The sequence below is a fragment of the Kineosporiaceae bacterium SCSIO 59966 genome (genome assembly GCA_020881835.1).
GTDB lineage: Bacteria > Actinomycetota > Actinomycetes > Actinomycetales > SCSIO-59966 > SCSIO-59966.
This window is the reverse complement of record CP052876.1, coordinates 598,569-618,339: the sequence shown is the minus strand read 5'-3', so window position 1 is coordinate 618,339 and position 19,771 is coordinate 598,569. Positions and strand designations below refer to the sequence as shown.

Genomic DNA, 19,771 nt, shown 5'->3' with positions numbered 1-19,771 from the left:
TAGCCTGCCTGCTCATGACCGCCCCCGTCCCCGACCTGTCCGACCCGGCGACCGACCCGCTGGACGTCGCCCGCGCCGCGGCGGCCGTCGTCGCCGAGCGCACGGGCACCGAGCGGCACGACGTGGCCCTCGTCCTGGGTTCCGGCTGGGCCGCCGGCGCCGACCTGCTCGGGGAGACCCTCGCCGAGCTGCCGGCACCCGAAATCCCCGGCTTCCCGCCCCCCGCCGTCGAGGGGCACGTCGGCACGATCCGCTCGATCGCGGTGGGAGTCAGCGGAGCCCGCGCGCTCGTGCTGGGCTCCCGCACGCACCTGTACGAGGGCAAGGGCGTCCGGGCGGTCGCCCACGGGGTCCGCACCGCGGCCGCCGCCGGCTGCCGGTTCGTCGTCCTCACCAACGGCTGCGGGTCGCTGCGCCCGGAGTGGACGCCGGGCACCGCCGTGCTCATCCGCGACCACCTCAACCTCACCGCCACCTCGCCGGTCGAGGGGGCGACGTTCGTCGACCTCACCGACCTGTACTCCACGCGGCTGCGCGGCCTCGCCCGCGGCGTGGACGGCGACCTGCCCGAGGGCGTGTACGTGCAGTTCCGCGGCCCGCACTACGAGACGCCCGCCGAGGTGGCGATGGCCAGGGTCCTCGGCGGGGACCTGGTGGGGATGTCGACGACGCTCGAGGCGATCGCGGCCCGGCAGGCCGGGCTCGAGGTGCTCGGCATCTCGCTGGTGACGAACCTCGCCGCCGGGGTCGGCGGTGAGCCGCTGAGCCACCAGGAGGTCATCGACGCCGGCCGGCAGGCCGCGGCTCGGATCGGCGCCCTGCTCGCCGACGTCGTCCGCGAGGCCGTGCGGTGACCGGCCCCTCCGTCGACCCCGGTCTGCTGGACGCCGCCCGCGCCTGGGCGGCCGACGACCCGGACCCGCTCACCCGGGCCGAGCTGCAGGACGTCGTGGTCCGGGCCGAGGCCGGCGACGCCGCGGCGGCCGCCGACCTCGCCGACCGGTTCGCCGGCCTGCTGCAGTTCGGCACCGCCGGGTTGCGCGGCGCCCTGGGAGCCGGGCCGAACCGGATGAACCGGGCCGTCGTGATCCGGGCCGCCGCCGGGCTGGCTGCCTACCTCAACGCCCGCCTGGACGCCGAGCAGGAGCGTTCGGGGCACCGGCCCACCGGCCGGGTCGTCGTCGGCTTCGACGCCCGGCACCGCTCGGACGAGTTCGCCCGGGACACCGCCTCGGTGATGGCCGGCGCCGGCATCGATGCGATGGTGCTCCCCCGGCCGCTGCCCACCCCGGTGCTGGCGTTCGCCGTCCGGCACCTGGGCTGCCACGCCGGGGTGATGGTGACCGCGAGCCACAACCCGCCCCAGGACAACGGCTACAAGGTGTACCTCGGCGGTGAGGGCCACGAGGGCTCGCAGATCGTGCCGCCGGCGGACGAGGAGATCGCCGCCGCCATCGCCGCGGTCCGTTCCGTCGCCGAGGTGTACCGCCCGGACGACGGCTGGGTCACCCTGGACGAGGAGGTGCACGACGCCTACCTCGACGCGGCCGCCGGCGTCGCGGCCCCCGGCGGCCCGCGCGACCTCGACATCGTCCTGACCCCGCTGCACGGCGTGGGCGGCGACAGCGTCGTCGAGGCGTTGGGGCGGGCCGGGTTCGGCCGCACCTACGTCGTCCCGGAGCAGGCCGAGCCGGACCCGGACTTCCCGACGGTCGCGTTCCCCAACCCCGAGGAGCCGGGTGCGATCGACCTGGCGCTGGCGGCGGCCCGCGAGCGCGGCGCCGACATCGTCATCGCCAACGACCCGGACGCCGACCGGTGCGCGGTCGCCGTCCGGGACCCGCGGGGGCCGGTGCACACCGGCGGCTGGCGGATGCTGCACGGCGACGAGGTCGGGGCCCTGCTCGGCGAGCACATCGCCCGCCGCGGGGTCGGCGAGGGCGCCGTGTACGCCAACTCGATCGTGTCGTCCCGGCTGCTGGCCCGGGTCGCCGCGGCGCACGGGATCGCGCACGTGGAGACCCTCACCGGGTTCAAGTGGATCTCCCGGGTGCCGGGGCTGCGGTTCGGCTACGAGGAGGCGCTCGGCTACTGCGTGGACCCGGACGCGGTGCGCGACAAGGACGGCATCTCCGCAGCGGTGCTCGTCGCCGAGGCCGCCGCGGTGCTCAAGGCCCAGGGCCGCAGCCTGCTCGACCTGCTCGACGACCTCGCGCGGACGCACGGCGTGCACCTCAGCGGGCAGCTGTCCGTGCGGGTCGCGGACCTGTCCGTCATCACCGACGCGATGGCCCGGCTGCGGGCGACGCCACCGACGACGCTGGCCGGCCACCGGGTCGTGACCGCCGACGACCTGGCCGCCGGGGCCGGCGGACTGCCGCCGACCGACGCGCTGCGCTACCTCACCGCCGCCGGGGACCGGGTCATCGTCCGGCCGAGCGGCACCGAGCCGAAGCTCAAGTGCTACCTCGAGGCGGTCGTGCCGGTCGCCGGCGACGGGCTCGCCGCCGCCCGCGAGGAGGCCGCCGGCCGGCTGGCGGCGCTGCGCTCGGACATGGCGGCCGCTCTCGGCCTCCAGGACGCGTGAACGAGGCCGCTCAGCCGAGTAGGACGGACACGACGCTGGCCGCGAAGGTCACGACGAGCGCGACGATGACGCCGACCGCCCAGGTGCGCTGCACCGGCGGCGGGTCGCCCGGTGGCGGGCCCGCCATCCGGGCGCGCTCCCAGCGGGCCTGGACCATGAGCGACGCGCCGCCGGAGTCGCTGTTCGGGACGGCGCTCGAGCGCAGGCCGTGCTGGAGGTTGGTGCCGAGCGACTGCAGGGCCGCCGCCTCGGACTTGCTCTGCCGCAACGCCTGCGAGCGACCGGGGGCGGGCGCTGCCCACGCCGCGACGCGCAGGTCCCCGGCGAACAGGGTGAGGGAGTACCGGGTGTCGATGGCGTCCAGCCGCGGCCAGGGGATGCGGGTGTCCCGGACCAGGTTCCGGACCGTCACCGCCTCGTCGTCCACCTCGACCGAGGGCCGCCAGAACAGCGTGAGGACGCCGACCGCGACGAAGGCGATGACCGGGGCCCAGTACAGCCCGGCGACCGGGTCCTGCACCGTCGTGACGACGAGCCCGACGGCGAGCAGCACCCAGGTGATGACGGACAGCACCCGGACGAACGTCGGCCGGTAGACGAGCGGTTCCACGTCAGTCGCTGAACCCCTCGAGCACCGCCGCGGAGGCGGACAGGCCGAGCCGGGAGGCGCCGGAGTCCAGCATGATCCGGGCGTCCTGGGCGGTGCGGATGCCGCCGCTGGCCTTGACGCCCAGCCGCTCCCCGACCGTCTCCCGCATGAGGGCGACGGCGTGCCCGCTGGCCCCCCCGGCGGGGTGGAAGCCGGTGGAGGTCTTGACGAAGTCGGCGCCGGCGGCCTCGGCGGCCCGGCACGCGGCCACGATCTGCTCGTCGTCCAGCGCCGCCGACTCGATGATGACCTTGAGCACGGTGGGGGCGGGCGCGGCCCGCCGGACCGCGGCGATGTCGTCCTCGACGTCCTGCCAGCGGCCGGACCGGGCGGCACCGAGGTCGATGACCATGTCGATCTCGTCGGCGCCGCGCTGCACCGACTCGGCTGCCTCGGTCGCCTTGACCGTCGAGGTGTGCTTGCCGGACGGGAACCCGCAGACGGTGGCGACGACGAGGTCGCCGGTGTCCGCCAGCGGCAGCATCGAGGGGGACACGCAGACGGCGAGGACGCCGAGCCGCTGGGCCTCCTCGACGAGGGCGGCGACGTCCTCGGCGGTGGCCTCGGGCTTGAGCAGGGTGTGGTCGACCATGCGGGCGACCTCGGCGCGGGTGGTCATGCCGCCAGTCTGTCACCCGCTGGCAGGATGGCCGTCCGTGACCGACCCGGACGCCGTCCAGCCCGGGCTCTTCGACGAGCCCGCCCACCGCCTGCCGCACCCCAGCACCCGGGTCGTGCTGCTGTGCGGGCCGAGCGGGTCGGGCAAGACGTCGCTGACCCGTCGTCTCGGGCTGCCCGTGCTCGCCCTGGACGACTTCTACCGGGACGTCGACGACGACCGGCCGCAGGCCCCGCTGCCGCGCCGGTTCGGCATCGTGGACTGGGACGACCCGCGCAGCTGGGACGCGGACGCGGCGATGGACTGTCTGCTCGACCTGTGCGCGGGGCGGCGGGCGCAGGTGCCGGTGTACGACATCTCGCTGTCACGGCGCACCGGGGTCACCCACCTGGAGGTGGACGGCAGCCCGCTGCTGCTCGCCGAGGGAATCTTCGCCGCCCAGCTCGTCGACCGGTGCCGCCAGGCCGGCATCCTCGCCGACGCCGTGTGCCTCGACCAGCGGCCGGCGCTGACGTTCTGGCGGCGGCTGGCCCGCGACCTCGCCGAGTCCCGCAAGCCGCCGTGGACGCTGCTGCGCCGCGGGCTGGCGCTCATGCGCGAGGAGCCGCGGCTCGTCGCGCACTGGGCGTCACTGGGCTGCCGGCGGCTGTCCCCTCGGGCGGCCGAGGCGCACATCCACGCGCTGCGGGCTCAGGTGAGCGCGGCGTAGCCAGGCTTGACGACGTCCTCGATCAGCGCGAGCCGCTCGTCGAACGGCAGGAACGCGCTCTTCATCGCGTTGATCGTCACCCAGCGCAGGTCCTCGAGGTCCCAGCCTGCGTCGTCGACGAGCAGCTGCATCTCCCGGGTCATCGACGTGCCGGACATCAACCGGTTGTCGGTGTTGACCGTGACCCGGAACCGCAGGTCCTTGAGCAGCGTAATGGGGTGCTGCGCGACGCTGGCGGCCGCGCCGGTCTGCACGTTCGACGTCGGGCACATCTCCAGCGGGATCCGCTTGTCCCGGACCCAGGCCGCCAGACGGCCGAGCCGGACGCCGGACCGGCCGGCCGGGACGTCGTCCGGAGCCGGCGGGACGTCGTCCGGTGCCTGGACGTCGTCCGCGGGCTGGATGTCGTCGACGATCCGGACGCCGTGACCGAGCCGGTCGGCCCCGCACACCTGGACGGCCTCCCAGATGCTCGGCAGCCCGAACGCCTCGCCGGCGTGGATCGTGAACGGGAAGTTCTGCTCGTGCAGGTACCGGAAGGCGTCGAGGTGCCGGGACGGCGGGAAGCCGGCCTCGGCGCCGGCGATGTCGAACCCGACGACGCCGACGTCGCGGTGGGCGACGGCGAGCTCGGCGATCTCCCGGCCGCGGTCGGCGTGCCGCATCGCGGTGAGCAGGGTGCCGACCCGGACCGGGTGACCGGCGGCGGCGGTGGCCTCCCGCTCACCGGAGCGCAGACCCTCCTGGACCGCGGCGACGACCTGCTCGAGGGTCATCCCGCGCTCGAGGTGCTGCTCGGGGGCGTACCGGACCTCGGCGTAGACGACCCCGTCGGTGGCCAGGTCGACCACCGCCTCGTGGGCCACCCGGCGCAGCGCGTCGGGCGTCTGCATCACCGCGACGGTGTGCGCGAACGTCTCGAGGTAGCGCTCCAGGGAGCCGGAGTCCGCGGCGTCGCGGAACCACCGGCCGAGGGCGTCGGGCTCGCTCGCCGGCAGGGCGTGGCCGACGTCGGCCGCGAGCTCGACGACCGTGGCGGGGCGCAGCCCGCCGTCGAGGTGGTCGTGCAGCAGGACCTTGGGGGCGCGGGCGAGGACGTCGGCCGTCGTCACTCCCCGTCGTCCTCGTCGTCGAGGTCCTCGACGCGGACCTCCTGGTGCTGCTCGAGCACGTCTGCCTCGTTGGCGTCGTCCGGCACCTCGACGTCGTCGTCGGCGGCCACCGGACGCTCGGGGTCGACGGTGTCCGGCTCGACCTCCTCCTGCTGCTCGGCCACGTCGGCGGGGTTGGCGAAGTCCTCGCTCACTGCTCCTCCTGGGTGTCGGGTCCGGTGTCAGGTCCGGTGTCGTCGTCGCGGTGCGCGGTCTGCGGGGAGAACGCCGGCAGGCAGACCGCGACGTAGCGGGCGCCGTCCGGGCCGACGGAGTACCGGACCCGCTCGCCGGCCCGGGTCAGCACGGCCTGACCGGCGGGCACAACCGTCGTGCCGCCGTCGTGCTCGACCCTCACCTCGCCGTCCAGGACGACGGTGACCTCGTCGAAGTCGGGCCGCTGGGCGGGCTCGTCCCAGCCCGGCGGGGCGGCCATGACGGCGACGGACACCGCGTCGGTGCCGGTGGCGACACGGCCGACGAACTCGTCGATGACCTTGCCGCCCGGCACCGGGATCCGGTGCGGTTGGGTGATCAGCTCGGGCACGCGCCCCACTGTAGGCGGCGGGGGCGGGCCCGTTCTGCCGGGCCCGCCCCCGCCGACAGTCACTTGACGAACGCGTACAGCACGCTGTGCGCGACCTCGCCACCGCCCACGCCGACGCGCAGCACGCCCTGGGCGTGACCGCCGTCGGCCTGCGCTGGGTCGAAGGCGACGGTGACGGTCGCGGTGCTGCCGCTGAGGCTCGGCGTGCCGACGAGGGAGAAGCCCTCGCCCTCCACCGTGATCTCCGGCGGCGCACCGTCCCAGCCGGTGACCGTCACCGTGCGAGTGAGCGGCTTGCTGCTGCGCTGTGGCACGGCGCCGAACGACGTGCTGACCGGGCTGAGCGTCACCGGGGCGTCGACCGCGTTCGCCAGGTTCGCCAGGCCGGCGCCGACGAGGTTGGCGTCGGTGACCGTCCTCGTGCCGGTGGCGGAGTCGAGCAGCACCCCCTCGACCGCGGTGTTGACCACGGCGGAGCGCACCTGCTCGGCGGTGAACGACCGCCCGCGGTCCGTCCACGCGTCGATCACCACGGCGGCCATGCCGGCCAGGTGCGGTGTGGCCATCGACGTGCCCTGGTAGAAGGCCCACTCGTTGCCGAGGACCGAGGAGAGCACGTTGACCCCGGGGGCGACGACGTCCGGCTTGACCCGGTAGTCGACGTCGGTCGGCCCGCGGCTGGAGAAGCCGGCCATGATGTTGTCGTTGCCGGTCTGGACGTACTCCAGGTCGGTGCCGAGGGTCACGCTGGCGTCGGGCTGCGACAGGGCCGCCTCGTCGGCGAGGCCGGCCATCACCGCCGGCAGCTCGTCGTCGAACCCGGCGCTGCGGCCCATCGCGGTCGGGTCGCCCGCGACGCTGTTGACGACCACCACGGCGTCGGCGCCGGCGGCCTTGGCGTTGGCGACCTTCTGCGAGAACGTGCACGCGCCCCGCTTGACCACGGCGATGTCGGCGACCGTCGGGGACAGGCCGGTGAAATCGGACTCCGAGCAGCCAAGGCCCAGCGCACCGCCGGCGAGCACCGGGACGAGCGTCCCCGAGATCGCCTCCTCAGGCACCGGGAAGTCGCCGACCGCGGTGTTGACCGTGCCACCCGCCGCAACGTCGACCTCGGTCAGCGGCAGCGACACGAAGTGCCCCACGGACGACGCCCCGGCGGTCAGCGCCCGCTCGGCCGAGCCGGGGGACCCGACGGTGTACTCGCCGGGGCCGTCGTTGCCGGCCGCGACCGCCACCACGATGCCGGCCCGGTCGAGGTTGTCGACCGCGACGGTCAGCAGGTCCTGGACGCCGGAGGCGCCGCCGCCCAGGGACATGTTGATGACGTCCATGCCGTCCTCGGCCGCCGCGTCGAGCGCGTCGAGGATGTCCTCGCTGCGGGCGCTGGCGACGTCCGCCGGGAACACGTTGTAGTTGCCCAGCAGCACCCCGGGTGCCACACCGGACGGCGCGTAGTCCACCTCGGCTCCGGCCACCGAGGCCGGGGTGTGGGCGTCGCAGCCGATCGTGCCGGCGACGTGGGTGCCGTGGCTGTCCTGGGTGGGGACCGGGGAGTACCGCTGCTGCTTGGCGCGCATGTGGAAGACCTTGGCCTCGACGATGCGCGACCCCTCTGCGGTCGCCGGGTCGTCGTCGCCGTCGAAGCACTCGTGCGTCGGGTCGATGCCGGAGTCGACGACCCCGACCTTGACCCCCTCACCGGCGAGCCCGTCGGCGACCCCGGCCGCGGCCCAGGCCTCGGGGGCGTCGATGAGGCCGAGGTCGGGGTCCTCGTGGGCCAGCGGCACGTAGGTGGCCTGGTAGTCGACGGAGGCGACGCCGGGCGCGGAGCGCAGCGTCTCCAGCGACGTCCCGTTCAGCTGGACCGACAGCGCGTGGACGGCGACGTCGAACTCCCCGGTGACCGTTGCCTTCGGGGCGTTCTGGCGCAGCCACTTCTTGAGCGCGTTGCGTTCAGCGGCCAGCCGCGCGCGCTCCGAGCGCACCGCGTCGCTGCTGAAGTCGATCTTCTTGCCAGGGGCGGGGCGCGTCCGCTGGGAGGTGGTCAGCGGCGCAGAGGCCAGCTGGATGACGGCGCTGCCGGAGTCGACGCCGGCGCGCCCTGGGGCGTCGGTCGTCGCGTCGGCGCCCCGGCCGCCGCCGGGTGCAGCGGTGGCGCCGGTCAGGGCGCCACCGGTGACGGCGAGAGCGAGCGCCGACGACGCCGCGATGACGGTGAGCCGGCGCGCAGGACGATGGGCCACTGTGGTCCTCCTCGTGGGTGGGAGGCACCGTTCGTCGCTGTCCACGACCCCCGACGACGGTGCCCTACGGCGTGGCTCACGGTAAGGCCCGGGCCGCCTGCTGGGAAGGTCTGTGCGGCGACGACGTCGCTCAGGCGATGCGGTCGATGACCAGCGGCTGCTCGAGCGGCCGGTCCCCCTCGGGCAGCACGTCGTAGGCGCCCTCGAGGGCGGCGACGGCCCGCTCGAACCGCTCGGGGGTGTCGGTGTGCAGGGTCAGCAACGGCTCACCCCCGCGGACGACGGCACCCGGCTTGGCGTGCAGCTCGACCCCGGCGCCGGCCTGCACGGCCTCGCCCTGGCGGGCCCGGCCGGCGCCGAGCCGCCACGCGGCGACACCGACGGCGAGCGCGTCGAGCCGGCCCAGGACGCCGTCGGCGGGGGCGAGCACGTGGTGGGTCTCCCGGGCCCGGGGCAGCTCGGCGTCCGGGTCGCCGCCCTGGGCGCGGATCATCGCCCGCCAGGTGTCCATCGCCCGGCCGTCGCGGAGCGCCTCGGCGGGGTCGACGTCGTCCCGGCCGGCCGCGGCGAGCATCTCCGCGGCGAGCGCGACGGTGAGCTCGACGACGTCCGGCGGCCCGCCGCCGGCGAGCACCTCGACGGCCTCGCGGACCTCGAGGGCGTTGCCGGCGGTCAGGCCGAGCGGGGTGGCCATGTCGGTGAGCAGCGCGACCGTGCGCACCCCGGCGTCGGTGCCCAGGTCGACCATGGTGCGGGCCAGCTCACGGGCGTCCTCGACGTCCTTCATGAACGCGCCCGACCCCACCTTGACGTCGAGCACGAGCGCCCCGGTGCCCTCAGCGATCTTCTTGCTCATGATGGAGCTCGCGATGAGCGGGATCGCCTCGACGGTGCCGGTGACGTCACGCAGCGCGTAGAGCTTCTTGTCGGCGGGGGCCAGTGCGGCGCCGGCGGCGCAGACCACGGCGCCGACGTCCTCGAGCTGGGCGAGGATCTCCTCGGTGCTCAGCTCGGCCCGCCAGCCGGGCACGGACTCCAGCTTGTCCAGGGTGCCGCCGGTGTGCCCGAGGCCGCGGCCGGACAGCTGCGGCACGGCCACCCCGAACGAGGCGACGAGCGGCGCCAGCGGCAGGGTGATCTTGTCGCCGACGCCGCCGGTGGAGTGCTTGTCCGCCGTCGGGCGGGACAGTCCGGAGAAGTCCATCCGCTCCCCCGAGGCGATCATCGCCGCCGTCCAGCGGGAGATCTCCCGCCGCGACATCCCGTTGAGCAGGATCGCCATCGCCAGGGCGGCCATCTGCTCGTCGGCGACGACACCGCGGGTGTACGCGTCGACGACCCAGTCGATCTCGGCGTCCGAGAGCTCGCGGCGGTCCCGCTTGGCCCGGATCACGTCGACCGCGTCGAACGGCTCGCTCACGAGTGCTCCTCCAGGTCGTGGGCACCGAAGGCGTCGGGCAGCACCTCGGTCATCGGGCGGATCCCCCGGACGGTCTCCACGAGCAGGTCCGGGCCACCGGCCTCCCACAGCAGCTGCCGGCACCGGCCGCAGGGCATCAGCACCTGGCCGTCCTGGCCGCAGCAGGTGAAGGCGACGAGCCGCCCGCCGCCGGTGGCGTGCAGCTGGGAGACCAGCCCGCACTCGGCGCACAGGGTGACGCCGTAGGCCGCGTTCTCGACGTTGCAGCCGGCGACGACCCGGCCGTCGTCGACCAGCGCCGCCGCCCCGACCGGGAAGCCGGAGTACGGCGCGTAGGCGCGCTCCATGAGCTCTCGCGCGGTGCGGCGCAGGGCCGGCCAGTCGACGTCCTCGGGCTGCATCGTCAGCTCTTCACGTAGGGCTGGCCGTCGGCGGCGGGGGCGCGCACCCGGCCGACGAGGCCGGCGACGGCGAACAGGGTGGCCAGGTAGGGAGCCATCAGCATGAACTCGCTCGGGATCGGGGTGCCGATGATGCCGAGCACGCCCTGGAGGTTGCTCGCGAACCCGAACAGCAGGGCCGCGGCCAGGGCACCGGTCGGGCTCCACCGGCCGAAGATCATCGCCGCGAGGGCGATGTACCCCTGGCCGGCGGTCATCTCCCGGCCGAACGCACCCACCGACCCGAGGGTGAAGAACGCGCCGCCCAGACCGGCGACGATCCCACCGAGCAGCACGTTCTGCACCCGGATCCGGTTGACCTTGATGCCCACCGTGTCGGCGGCGGTCGGGTGCTCGCCGACCGCCCGCACCCGCAGCCCCCAGCGGGTCCTGAACAGCGCCACGTGGACGGCGATCACCGCGACGTACATGAGGTAGACGATGATCGACTGCTCGAACAGCACCGGGCCGAGCACCGGGATGTCCGACAGCAGCGGGATCGCGATCGGCCGGAAGGTGCCGGGCTGGTTGAACGTGTCGGCCTGCGGGGACAGCAGCCGGCTGTAGAAGAAGCCGGTGAGGCCGATGACGAGCACGTTGAGGACGACGCCCACGATGATCTGGTCGACGACGTAGCGGATCGCGAACACCGCGAGGACGACGGACACGAGCAGGCCCGCGACCGGGGCCATGGCGAGACCGAGCCACAGGTTGCCGGTGACGCTGGCGACGACGGCGGACAGGAACGCACCGGCGAGCAGCTGACCCTCGATGGCGATGTTGATGACACCGGCCCGCTCGCACAGGACGCCGCCCAGGGCACCGAAGACCAGCGGCGTCGACAGCAGCAGCGAGCCGGCGAGCAGCCCGGTGAACGAGATCTGGTTGCCCTCGACCGCCCACACGAGGAAGGCGAGCAGGAACAGCGCGGCGAACCCGATCGGCACCCACAACGGCACCTGGCGCCGCCGCAGCACGTAGCCGGTCGCCACGCCGGCCAGGGCCAGCATGACGAGCGACATGACGATCGCGGTGAGCTGGGTCGGCAGGGACGCCGGCGGGATCTGGAAGAAGTCCCCGCCGGTGGAGATGCCGAAGGTGCTGCGCGCGCCGGACTCGGAGCCCAGGCCGAACACGAGCAGGGCGAGCGCACCGAACACCCACAGCGTGACCGGGATCTTCCAGGTCGGCGGCTTGGTGTCCTCGACGGCGGGGGCGGGAGCCGGGGACGTCGGTGTCGTCGTCGTGGTGCTCATGCGCTCCACCCCTTCGAGATCTGCATGGAGCCCAGCCCGCCGCGGGTGCGCAGGCGGAAGATCGCGCGCACCAGCGGCGGCGCGGCGATGAACAGCACGATGAGGGACTGGACGACGAGGACGATGTCGATCGGGGTCCCGGTCCGGGCCTGCATCGTCACCCCGCCGGCACGCAGCGCGCCGAACAGGATGCCGGCGGCGACGATGCCGAACGGGTTGCCCCGGCCGAGCAGCGCGACCGTGATGGCGTCGAAGCCGATGCCGGCGGAGATCCCGCCGGTGAGCGACTTCTCCGTGCCGAGCACCTGGAAGGCGCCGGCGAGCCCGGCGAGGGATCCGGCGATGGCCATGGCGGCGAACGTCATCGTGCCGGTGCGGATGCCCGCCGTCCGGGCGGCGGACGGGCTGGCGCCGACCGCCCGCAACTTGAACCCGAGCGTGCTGCGCCCGAGCAGCCACCACACGGCGAGCGCGGCGAGCACGGCGAGCACGAAGCCGAGGTGCAGGCGCGACCAGCTGCCCAGCAGCAGCGGCAGCTCCGCGGTCTCCTCGACCGGCGGGCTGATCGGGTCGTTGCGTCCGGGCCGCTGGAACGCGGCGGTGCTCAGCAGCCAGGCCAGCAGGAACCGGGCGATGTTGTTGAGCATGATGGTCGTGATGACCTCGTGCGCCCCGGTCCTGGCCTTGAGGATGCCCGAGATCCCGCCCCACAACCCGCCGAGCAGGAGCGCGGCCAGCAGTGCGGCGACGAGGTGCAGGACCACCGGCAGGTCGACGGCGTAGCCGACGTAGGCGGCGCCGACCGCGCCCAGGATGATCTGGCCCTCGGCGCCGATGTTGAACAGGCCGGCGCGGAACGCCAGGCCGACGGCCAGACCGGCGGCGATGAGCGGGGCCGAGACGACGAGCGACTCGGTCAGCGGCCGGATCGCCCCGGTGACCGACCCGGCGCCCGGGTCGAACACCGCACCGCGGAACATCGCGGCGTAGGCCGAGCTCACCGACTGCCAGACGGCGCTGAGCATGTCCGTCGGGCGGGAGAAGAAGTACCCGGCGGACTCCTGGACGTCCGGGTCCGCGATCGCGATCAGCACACCACTGACGACGAGCGCGAGCACGATCGACAGCAGGGTCAGGACGGCGCCGTCGAGGACGCCGCGGCGGCGGTCCGCCTGCTCGACGGTCGGTGCCGGCTCAGCCGGGCCCGGCTCCTGCTCCTGGTCCTGCGGGGCGGCGTGGCTCACAGCACACCTCCGGTGGTGGGGCGGGCGGCGGGCGCCGCGCCGGCCTGCTGACGGGCCTCCTCGAGCGGGACGCCGGCCATCATCAGGCCGAGGACGTCGCGGGAGGTGTCCGGTCCGACGATGCCGACGAACCGTCCCCGGTACATCACCGCGATCCGGTCGGCGAGGGCGAGCACCTCGTCGAGCTCGGTGGACACGATGAGCACCGGGGTGCCGCGGTCCCGTTCGGCGACGATCCGGTTGTGCAGGAACTCGATCGAGCCGACGTCGACGCCGCGGGTGGGCTGGGAGGCGACGAAGAGCTTCAGCGGGCGGGACATCTCCCGGGCCACGACGAGCTTCTGCTGGTTGCCGCCGGACAGCGCGGAGGCCGGGTCGTCGACGCTCTGGGTGCGGACGTCGAACTCCTGGACGAGCTCGGTGGCGCGGGCCCGCACCGTGCTGGGGGAGTACACCAGGCCGGAGGCGAACGGCGGGCGGTCGTGGGTGTTGAGCACGAGGTTCTCGGCGACCGAGAAGCTGGGGATCAGCCCGTCGTGCGAGCGGTCCTCGGGGACGAAACCCACCCCCAGGTCGATGATCTCCTTGATCGGGCGGCCCACGAGCTCCTCGCCGTGCAGCCGGATCGAGCCGGAGACGTCGTCCTGCAGACCGAGGACGGCCTCGGCCAGCTCGGTCTGGCCGTTGCCCTGGACGCCCGCCACGGCGAGGATCTCGCCGTCCCGGACGTCGAACGAGACGTGGTCGACGACCTTGTTGCCGAGGTCGTTGCGGACGACGAGGTCGTCGACGGCGAGCGCGACGTCCCCGGGCCGGTGCTCCTCCTTGTGCACGGTGAGCTCGACGGTCCGTCCCACCATCATCGAGGCGAGCTCGGTCTCGGACGTCTCCGGACTCGTCGTGCCGACGACCTTGCCGCGGCGGATGACCGTGATCCGGTCGGCGACGGCGCGCACCTCGCGCAGCTTGTGGGTGATGAAGACGATCGACGTCCCGGACGCCTTGAGGTCGCGCATGATCCCCATGAGCTCGTCGGTCTCCTGGGGGGTGAGCACCGCGGTCGGCTCGTCGAGGATGACCACCTTGGCGTCCCGGGCCAGGGCCTTGATGATCTCGACCCGCTGCTGGACGCCGACCGGGAGGTCCTCGACCACGGCGTCCGGGTCGACGTCCAGGCCGAACCGCTCGGAGAGCCGGCGGACCTCCTCCCGGGCCGCGGCGTGGTCGAGCAGCCCGCCGCTGCGGGTGTGCTCGAAGCCGAGCATGACGTTCTCGGCGACGGTGAAGACGGGGATGAGCATGAAGTGCTGGTGCACCATGCCGATGCCGGCGGCGACGGCGTCGCCGGGCCCCTCGAAGTGGACGACCTCGCCGTCCACGAGGATCTCGCCCTCGTCAGGGTGCAGCAGCCCGTAGAGCACGTTCATCAGCGTGCTCTTGCCGGCGCCGTTCTCCCCGAGCAGGCAGTGGATCTCGCCGGGCTCGACGACCAGGTCGATCGAGTCGTTGGCGGTGAGCGCCCCGAAGCGCTTGGTGATACCCCGCAGCTCCAGCTTCACCGGGGTGACCTCCTGATCGTCGGGCACTCCGTCGTGCCCCCTGGGGACAGGCCGTCCGGGGAGAGCGTGGCCGCTCTCCCCGGACGGGTGGTGCGAGGGGACTGCGGACTACGGGGAGCTCGGCGACTCGACGGTGATCTCGCCGTCGATGATCTGCTGGCGCAGGTCCTCGAGCTCGGTCTTGAGCTCGTCGGGCACGTCGTCCTCGAAGTCGTGGAACGGGGCGATGGAGACGCCCTCGTTCTCCAGGGTGCCGACGTACGGCTCGCCGGTGAACTCGTCGTCGACCGCCTGACGGGTCGCCTCGAGCACGGCGTTGTCGATCTCCTTGACGACGGAGGTCAGGAACAGCGGCGCGTACTGCGACGCCGACTCGTAACCGTCCGTGTCCACCCAGATGATCTTGACGCCGTCGGCCTCCTGAGCGGCGGCGGCGGCACCCAGGCCCACCGGGCCGGCGACCGGCATGATGATGTCGGCGCCCTGCTGGATGAAGTTGTTCGTCAGGTTCTGGCCGTTCGCCTGGTTCTGGAAGTCACCGGTGAACGAGCCGTCCTGCGCCTCCTTGTCCCAGCCGAGCAGCTCGACGTCGGTGCCCTTGACCTCGTTGTAGTGGGCGACGCCGTCGGCGAACCCGTCCATGAAGATGGACACGGTCGGGATGTTGATGCCGCCGAAGGTGGCCACCGTGCCGGTCTCGGTCATCCCGGCGGCCAGGTAGCCGGCGAGGAACGACGCCTGGGCGGTGTCGAAGATGAGCGGCTTGACGTTCTCGATCGGCTCCTCGTACTGGAAGTCGACGATCGCGAACCGCTCGTCCGGGTTGGCCTGGGCCGCCTCGGCCGTCGCGTCACCGAGGAGGAAGCCGACGGTGATGATGATCCCGCAGTCGTCGGAGACCATCTGCTGCACGTTCGGGGTGAAGTCGGTCTCGGTGTTGGACTCGACGTACTTGACGTCGATGCCGAGCTCCTCCTCCGCGGCCTGCAGGCCCGCCCACGCGCTGGCGTTGAACGACCGGTCGTCCACACCACCGGAGTCGGTGACCATGCAGCCCTGGAAGTCCGACGCCGCAGCGGTGGTCTCGGTGCCTCCGGTGGTCCCGCCGGCTTCGCCGTTGTCCTCTTCGGGGGCCTCGCCGCACGCCGCGAGGGCGAGGGCCAGGGCCCCGGCGAGCGCCGTGGCCCGCACGATCTTCTTCACGTTGCCTCCTGTGGTACCGACCGGGAGGTGTCCCGGCATCAGCGCTCGGGACTATAGGTCCTCCGGCGGTCCGGCGACCGGGACCTCGGTCCCGAAGAGCAGGAACGTTATCGATCTGCGACCGGCAGGGCGCCCCCCACGGGGCCGGTGACGGCGTCCGGGACCCCTTCGGTCCCGCTCAGCGAGGCCGCCGACCGGGCGGCGACCGCGGCCAGCAGCCGGGCCCCGACGCCGACCGCACGCTCGTCGGCGACGAAGTCCCCCCGGTGCAGGTCGTAGGTGGGCCCGCCAGGGGTGCGGGTGCCGAGCCGGGCCAGGGCGCCGGGCACCCGTTCGACGAACCAGGCGAAGTCCTCGCCGCCGAGCGACTGCTCGGTGGGCACCAGGGACTCCTCGCCGAGCTCCTCGCGCACGGCGGCCTCCAGCAGCGCGACGCTGGCCGCCTCGTTGACCACCGGCGGCACGCCCCGGGTGTGCTCGACCTCGGCACGCACCCCGTAGGGCTCGGTGACGTCGCGGACCACCTGGGGCAGCAGCTCGCCGGCCTCGTACCAGGCCTCCTGGCGCAGGCAGCGCAGCGTGCCCTCCAGGACGCCGTGCCGCGGGATGGCGTTGGCGGCGCCGCCGGCGGTGATCCGCCCCCAGACCAGGGCGACCCCGGAGCGCGGGTCGAGACGGCGCGACAGCACGGCCGGGACCTCGGTGGCGACCTTCGCCAGCGCGAAGACGAGGTCGCCGGTCAGGTGCGGGCGGGAGGTGTGCCCGCCGTCCCCGCGCAGCCGGACCAGGACGTGGTCGGACGCCGAGGTGATCGGCCCGACGAGCACCCCGACCCGGCCGACGTCCGTGGCCGGGTCGCAGTGCACCGCGTACACCCGCTGGACGCCGTCCAGGCCGCCGGCCGCGATGACGTCCAGGGCGCCGCCGGGCGTGGACTCCTCCGCCGGCTGGAAGATCAGCCGGACCCGTCCGGGCAGCCGGCCAGCCCGGTGCAGGTCGGCGAGCAGCAGCCCGGCGCCGAGGACGGCGGTGGTGTGCACGTCGTGCCCGCAGGCGTGCGCGACGCCGTCGACCGTCGAGGCGAACGGCAGGTCGGTCTCCTCCTGCACGGGCAGGGCGTCGATGTCCGCGCGCAGTGCGACGGCGGGTGCAGCGGGGTCCCCGATGTCGCAGACCAGGCCGGTGCCGGGCAGCAGCAGCGGCTCGAGGCCGGCGGCGCGCAACCGGTCCGCGATCACCGCGGTGGTGCGGGTCTCCGAGCGCCCGACCTCGGGGTGGGCGTGCACGTCGCGGCGGAACGCCACCAGCGCGTCGAGGTGCGGGGCGAGCAGGTCGGTGAGGGTGTCGTCGGTCTCCACGATGCCGGCCACGGTATCGCTGCCGGCTCGCGGCCGGTGGGTGGCCGGTGGGCGGCCGGTGGGCTGGACGTGGGCTAGAAGGCGTCCGGCGGCACGTAGGTGCCCCAGACCTCCCGCAGCGCGTGGCTCACCTCGCCGACGGTGGCCCGGGCCGCGAGCGCGTCCCGCATCGGGTACAGCACGTTGTCGGTGCCGCGGGCGGCCTCCTGCAGGCGGGCCAGGGCCTCCCGGACGGCGTCGCCGTCCCGCTCCTCGCGCAGCCGGGCCAGCCGCTCCCGCTGCTCGGCCTCGATCGCCGGGTCGACCCGCAGCGGCTCGTAGGGCTCCTCCTCCTCGACGGTGAACCGGTTGACCCCGACGACGACCCGCTCGCCGGAGTCGATCTGCTGGCTGATCCGGTAGGCGGAGCGCTCGATCTCGGTCTTCTGGAAGCCCTGCTCGATCGCGGCGACGGCACCGCCGCGCTCCTCGACGGCGTCCATGAGGGCGACGATCGCGTCCTCGAGGTCGTCGGTCATCCGCTCGACGACGTACGACCCGGCGAACGGGTCGACGGTCTTGGTGACGTCGGTCTCGTAGGCGATCACCTGCTGGGTGCGCAGGGCGAGGCGGGCCGCCTTCTCGGTCGGCAGGGCGATCGCCTCGTCGTAGGAGTTCGTGTGCAGGCTCTGGGTTCCGCCGAGGACGGCGCCGAGCCCCTGCAGGGCCACCCGGACGAGGTTGACCTCCGGCTGCTGGGCGGTGAGCTGGACGCCGGCGGTCTGGGTGTGGAAGCGCAGCATCTGCGACTTCGGGTCGTCGGTGCCGAACTCCTCCTTCATCACCCGGGCCCAGATCCGCCGGGCGGCGCGGAACTTCGCCACCTCCTCGAGCAGCGACGTCCGGGCGACGAAGAAGAAGGACAGCCGCGGCGCGAACTGCTCGATCCGCAGGCCGGCGGCGAGCGCGGCGCGGACGTACTCGCGGGCGTTGGTCAGGGTGAAGGCGATCTCCTGCGCGGGCGTCGCCCCGGCCTCGGCCATGTGGTAGCCGGAGATGGAGATGGTGTTCCAGCGCGGCATCTCGGTGGCGCAGTAGGCGAAGGAGTCGCTGACCAGGCGCAGCGACTCCTTCGGCGGGAAGATGTAGGTGCCGCGGGCGATGTACTCCTTGAGCACGTCGTTCTGGATGGTGCCGGTGAGCCGGGCGGGGTCCACCCCCTGCTCGGCGGCGACGAGCTGGTAGAGCAGCAGCAGCACGCTCGCCGGGGCGTTGATGGTCATCGACGTCGAGACCTCGTCGAGCGGGATGCCGTCGAACAGCAGCCGCATGTCGTCCAGGGAGTCGATGGCCACACCGACCTTGCCGACCTCGCCGTGCGCGATCGGGTCGTCGGAGTCGTAGCCCATCTGGGTCGGCAGGTCGAAGGCGACGCTCAGCCCGCCGGTGCCCGCGCGCACCAGCTGGTGGTAGCGCTCGTTGGACTCCCGGGCGGTGCCGAACCCGGCGTACTGGCGCATCGTCCACGGCCGGCCGGTGTACATCGTGGGGTACACGCCGCGGGTGTAGGGGTAGGAGCCCGGCTCGCCGAGCTTGACCTGCGGGTCCCAGCCGTCGAGGTCCTGCGGCCGGTACACCGGCTGGAACGGCAGCCCCGACTCGGTGCTGGTGCGGGGGTCGGCCGCGGGAGCACGCCCCGGGGTGGGGTCGCCGGCGTTCGGCTCGGGGACCGTCTCGGCCGTCTGCGTCACGTCTGCCATAGCGTCGCAGGCTAGTCCGCGCCGTCCTGCTCCCCCACGCCCAGCCGGGTTCGCACACCCAGTGGCGGTGATCCGGCCTCCAGCAGCCCGGTTTTACGACCAGCAGGTGTGCGAACCCGGGGGGTGGTCGCGCAGGTCGAAGCCGAGGTCCAGGGTCGGCGCGGAGTGCGTGATCGACCCGACGGCCAGGTAGTCCACCCCGGTGGCCGCGACGTCACGGGCATGCTGCAGCCGCAGCCCGCCGCTGGCCTCGAGGCGGACCCTTCCCGCTGCCCGGGCCACCTGCACCGCGGCGCGCATGTCCTCCACCGTCATGTTGTCCAGCAGCACGAGCGTGGCGCCGGCGGCGACCGCCTGCCGGACCTGCTCGACGGTGTCGCACTCGACCTCGACGGGGACGCCCGGGGCCGCGGCCCGCACCGCGGCCAGCGCCGCCGCGACGCCTCCCGCGGCCGCCACGTGGTTGTCCTTGACCAGCGCCTCGTCGCCGAGGCCCATCCGGTGGTTGGTGCCTCCCCCGCAGCGCACCGCGTACTTCTCCAGCGCGCGCAGCCCGGGAGTGGTCTTGCGGGTGTCCCGGATCGCCGCCCCGGTGCCGGCGACGGCGTCGACCCAGGTCCGGGTGAGGGTGGCCACCCCGCACAGCCGGCCGAGCAGGTTGAGCATGGTGCGCTCCGCGGTGAGCAGCGAGCGCAGCGGCCCGGTGGCGGTGAGCACGGCCTGGCCCGGGGGGACGCGCTCGCCGTCCCGGCCGGTGAGGGTGACCTGCACCGCGCCGCCGCCCACGACGTCCAGCACCGCGGCGGCCACCGGCAGGCCGGCCAGGACGCCGGGGGCGCGTGGGACGACGTCACCGGTGCCGACGGCGTCCTCGGGCACCACGGCGTCGGTGGTCACGTCCGGCCCGAGCGCGAGGTCCTCGGCCAGCGCCGCGGCCACGACGGCCTCGACGGCGGCCGGGTCGAGCCCGGCGTCCGTCAGCGCACTCGACGTCGTCACCGACAGCCGGCTCACCCCACCACCCCCCTCCCCACCCTCTTCGTG

Annotated in this window: 18 protein-coding genes; 3 read left to right on the top strand and 15 right to left on the bottom strand. The window is 73.9% G+C overall.

Annotation, left to right across the window (positions count from 1 at the left end):
- Positions 1 to 14: 14 nt before the first annotated feature.
- Together HJG43_03100 and HJG43_03095 are read left to right on the top strand one after the other, a co-directional pair.
- Positions 15 to 854, top strand: coding sequence for a purine-nucleoside phosphorylase (locus tag HJG43_03100; GenBank protein UER53711.1), 840 nt, complete (start codon positions 15 to 17; stop codon positions 852 to 854).
- On the top strand, positions 851 to 2,587 hold the full coding sequence (locus HJG43_03095) for a phospho-sugar mutase (protein ID UER53710.1): 1,737 nt from the start codon (positions 851 to 853) through the stop codon (positions 2,585 to 2,587). The genes HJG43_03100 and HJG43_03095 overlap by 4 nt, the downstream gene beginning before the upstream one ends.
- A 10-nt stretch (positions 2,588 to 2,597) precedes the next feature.
- Here the strand turns inward: HJG43_03095 and HJG43_03090 are convergent, their stop codons facing one another.
- A complete protein-coding gene (locus HJG43_03090) occupies positions 2,598 to 3,197 on the bottom strand; it encodes a PH domain-containing protein (GenBank protein ID UER53709.1) in 600 nt (199 codons plus the stop codon).
- A gap of 1 nt (position 3,198) precedes the next feature.
- Positions 3,199 to 3,855, bottom strand: coding sequence for a deoxyribose-phosphate aldolase (locus HJG43_03085; GenBank protein ID UER53708.1), 657 nt, complete (start codon positions 3,853 to 3,855; stop codon positions 3,199 to 3,201).
- Here HJG43_03085 and HJG43_03080 point away from each other — a divergent pair.
- Positions 3,854 to 4,564: an ATP-binding protein gene (locus HJG43_03080; GenBank protein ID UER55654.1), complete on the top strand. Its 711-nt coding sequence runs from the start codon at positions 3,854 to 3,856 to the stop codon at positions 4,562 to 4,564. The two genes, HJG43_03085 and HJG43_03080, sit on opposite strands and share 2 nt — an antisense overlap.
- Here HJG43_03080 and HJG43_03075 read toward each other — a convergent pair.
- From HJG43_03075 to HJG43_03015, 13 genes are all read right to left on the bottom strand, one after another.
- Positions 4,546 to 5,676 (bottom strand): adenosine deaminase, encoded by a 1,131-nt coding sequence (locus tag HJG43_03075; protein UER53707.1) that lies wholly within the window; start codon positions 5,674 to 5,676, stop codon positions 4,546 to 4,548. The two genes, HJG43_03080 and HJG43_03075, sit on opposite strands and share 19 nt — an antisense overlap.
- Entirely contained in the window at positions 5,673 to 5,870 is a 198-nt protein-coding gene (locus HJG43_03070; protein ID UER53706.1) for a hypothetical protein, read from the bottom strand. Before HJG43_03070 ends, HJG43_03075 begins: the two co-directional genes overlap by 4 nt.
- Positions 5,867 to 6,262: a cupin domain-containing protein gene (locus tag HJG43_03065; GenBank protein UER53705.1), complete on the bottom strand. Its 396-nt coding sequence runs from the start codon at positions 6,260 to 6,262 to the stop codon at positions 5,867 to 5,869. Before HJG43_03065 ends, HJG43_03070 begins: the two co-directional genes overlap by 4 nt.
- Before the next feature lie 59 nt (positions 6,263 to 6,321).
- A complete protein-coding gene (locus HJG43_03060) occupies positions 6,322 to 8,508 on the bottom strand; it encodes a S8 family serine peptidase (protein ID UER53704.1) in 2,187 nt (728 codons plus the stop codon).
- A gap of 130 nt (positions 8,509 to 8,638) precedes the next feature.
- Positions 8,639 to 9,928, bottom strand: coding sequence for a thymidine phosphorylase (locus tag HJG43_03055; protein UER53703.1), 1,290 nt, complete (start codon positions 9,926 to 9,928; stop codon positions 8,639 to 8,641).
- Positions 9,925 to 10,329, bottom strand: a complete 405-nt coding sequence (locus HJG43_03050) for a cytidine deaminase (GenBank protein ID UER53702.1) — start codon at positions 10,327 to 10,329, stop codon at positions 9,925 to 9,927. Before HJG43_03050 ends, HJG43_03055 begins: the two co-directional genes overlap by 4 nt.
- A 2-nt stretch (positions 10,330 to 10,331) precedes the next feature.
- Complete coding sequence (locus HJG43_03045; GenBank protein ID UER53701.1) at positions 10,332 to 11,624, bottom strand: ABC transporter permease; 1,293 nt, start codon at positions 11,622 to 11,624, stop codon at positions 10,332 to 10,334.
- Positions 11,621 to 12,868 carry an ABC transporter permease gene (locus tag HJG43_03040; protein UER53700.1) on the bottom strand — a complete coding sequence of 416 codons (1,248 nt, stop codon included), beginning with the start codon at positions 12,866 to 12,868 and terminating at the stop codon, positions 11,621 to 11,623. Before HJG43_03040 ends, HJG43_03045 begins: the two co-directional genes overlap by 4 nt.
- Complete coding sequence (locus tag HJG43_03035) at positions 12,865 to 14,427, bottom strand: ABC transporter ATP-binding protein (GenBank protein UER53699.1); 1,563 nt, start codon at positions 14,425 to 14,427, stop codon at positions 12,865 to 12,867. The genes HJG43_03040 and HJG43_03035 overlap by 4 nt, the downstream gene beginning before the upstream one ends.
- Before the next feature lie 108 nt (positions 14,428 to 14,535).
- A complete protein-coding gene (locus HJG43_03030; protein UER53698.1) occupies positions 14,536 to 15,669 on the bottom strand; it encodes a BMP family ABC transporter substrate-binding protein in 1,134 nt (377 codons plus the stop codon).
- 68 nt (positions 15,670 to 15,737) lie between these two features.
- Positions 15,738 to 16,991 carry an amidohydrolase gene (locus HJG43_03025; protein UER55653.1) on the bottom strand — a complete coding sequence of 418 codons (1,254 nt, stop codon included), beginning with the start codon at positions 16,989 to 16,991 and terminating at the stop codon, positions 15,738 to 15,740.
- A 71-nt stretch (positions 16,992 to 17,062) separates the two neighbouring features.
- Positions 17,063 to 18,727, bottom strand: coding sequence for a methylmalonyl-CoA mutase (locus HJG43_03020; GenBank protein UER53697.1), 1,665 nt, complete (start codon positions 18,725 to 18,727; stop codon positions 17,063 to 17,065).
- A gap of 93 nt (positions 18,728 to 18,820) precedes the next feature.
- On the bottom strand, positions 18,821 to 19,741 hold the full coding sequence (locus HJG43_03015) for a carboxylating nicotinate-nucleotide diphosphorylase (protein ID UER53696.1): 921 nt from the start codon (positions 19,739 to 19,741) through the stop codon (positions 18,821 to 18,823).
- Positions 19,742 to 19,771: the final 30 nt, after the last annotated feature.

Bases quoted from the DNA above. Each gene is read 5' to 3' on its own strand.
- HJG43_03100 (UER53711.1), top strand. From the start codon at position 15: ATGACCGCCCCCGTCCCCGACCTGTCCGACCCGGCGACCGACCCGCTG.
- HJG43_03050 (UER53702.1), bottom strand. From the start codon at position 10,329: ATGCAGCCCGAGGACGTCGACTGGCCGGCCCTGCGCCGCACCGCGCGA.
- HJG43_03030 (UER53698.1), bottom strand. From the start codon at position 15,669: ATGCCGGGACACCTCCCGGTCGGTACCACAGGAGGCAACGTGAAGAAG.
- HJG43_03085 (UER53708.1), bottom strand. From the start codon at position 3,855: ATGACCACCCGCGCCGAGGTCGCCCGCATGGTCGACCACACCCTGCTC.
- HJG43_03045 (UER53701.1), bottom strand. From the start codon at position 11,624: ATGAGCACCACGACGACGACACCGACGTCCCCGGCTCCCGCCCCCGCC.
- HJG43_03080 (UER55654.1), top strand. From the start codon at position 3,854: ATGCCGCCAGTCTGTCACCCGCTGGCAGGATGGCCGTCCGTGACCGAC.
- HJG43_03020 (UER53697.1), bottom strand. From the start codon at position 18,727: ATGGCAGACGTGACGCAGACGGCCGAGACGGTCCCCGAGCCGAACGCC.